We start from the raw sequence: 1,182 nt of genomic DNA, 5'->3' as shown, positions 1-1,182 counted from the left end.
CGTCGCCCTTCAGGCGGCAGTCGCGAAGGATCTTCCAGGTCTTCAAGCGCGCGAAGACGTGCTCGACGCGGGCGCGGACCTGCTTGTGAGAATGGTTGTGCTCCTTCTTCCAGTCGCACAGCTCGCCGTCGGCGGGGCGACGGTGCGGGATTACCAGTCCGGTGCCCTGGTAGCCGCCGTCGGCGATGGTGGTTGTCTTGCCCACCGCTGCGGCGGCGCCCGACTCGGACCAGGCCTTGCAGTCGTTGCGGTTGCCCGGAACGGGCTGGCCGACGGCGACGATCAGGCGGGTATCGGCGTCGATGACCACCTGGTGGTTGGTTGAGTAGCGATAGTTCTTCGACTGCTCCGCCACTTGGTGGTCGCGCGTCGGCACCAGGGTCCCGTCCACGATGAGCACGGTGCCGCGACGGAACCGCTGGCGCTGGTGCAGTGCCAGCAGCGGCCCTGTGTGGTCGACGATCCGATCCGCGGCCGACTTGGAGACTCCGAACAGTGGCGCGAGTTGTCGCAGGGTCAGGTTGGTGCGCCAGTACGCGGCGACGAGCAGCACCCGGTCCTCAAGCGGCAGCGACCACGGCCGTCCAGGACGTGCCGCATCGGCCCCCTCGCGTCGCAGCTGGGCGAGCAGCTTTCCAAATGCTCGCGGGCTCAGCCCGGTGAACGGGGCTATCCAGGACGGTTCCGACGCTGAGATCACACCAGCCACAGCAAGATCGTCCCAGACGCAGCACGAGTACCCTAGTGCCGGCCTCAGGGGATGATGCTGTCCGAGGAGAGCACCGGTTCCGCCCATGCAGCGAAGCCGAAGATCGGTCGCTGAGTAAGCCTTCCCCCGCTGTCGTCATACAGAGTCCGACGCACCCTTCGGCCTCGACGCACCAGGTATCGCAGGCCCTCTACGTCGACGATCCCGCACTCGCCGGCGTCCAGGTCGATGGAAGCCTCGTCAACGCGGCTGACATCCCAACCCGCCTTCGCGGCGAGATGCATCCACACCTGAATCGCTCGCTCGGGCTGCTCCGCGGAGAAGCCCGTCCCCACTCTCGCGATGATCTGCACCGGGTCAGGTCGCTCGTCAATGGCCATCACAGCCCCTCTCATCGACAGGCGATCATGGCAGAGTCCTCAGCCCGGCTCACTCGCCGGGTCTCCAGGAAGCCTTTGCGGGACAGCTCTTAG

2 protein-coding genes are annotated in these 1,182 nt (G+C 66.6%); both read right to left on the bottom strand.

Translation table 11 applies throughout. The features are described from left to right. On the bottom strand, positions 1-709 hold a 709-nt coding region (locus ACFYZE_RS36105; protein ID WP_389003936.1), incomplete at its 3' end, for a transposase. Between the two features lie 44 nt (positions 710-753). Further along, positions 754-1,089, bottom strand: coding sequence for a hypothetical protein (locus ACFYZE_RS36100; RefSeq protein WP_389003934.1), 336 nt, complete (start codon positions 1,087-1,089; stop codon positions 754-756). Between the last annotated feature and the right edge of the window lie 93 nt (positions 1,090-1,182).

It is taken from the genome of Streptomyces sp. NPDC001796 (assembly GCF_042892355.1).
In the GTDB taxonomy this organism is placed as follows: domain Bacteria; phylum Actinomycetota; class Actinomycetes; order Streptomycetales; family Streptomycetaceae; genus Streptomyces.
Note: the sequence above shows the minus strand (reverse complement) of the source record. Positions and strands in the feature narration are given on the sequence as shown.

Coding starts and splice junctions, on each gene's coding strand:
- ACFYZE_RS36100 (WP_389003934.1), bottom strand. CDS start 1,089: ATGGCCATTGACGAGCGACCTGACCCGGTGCAGATCATCGCGAGAGTG.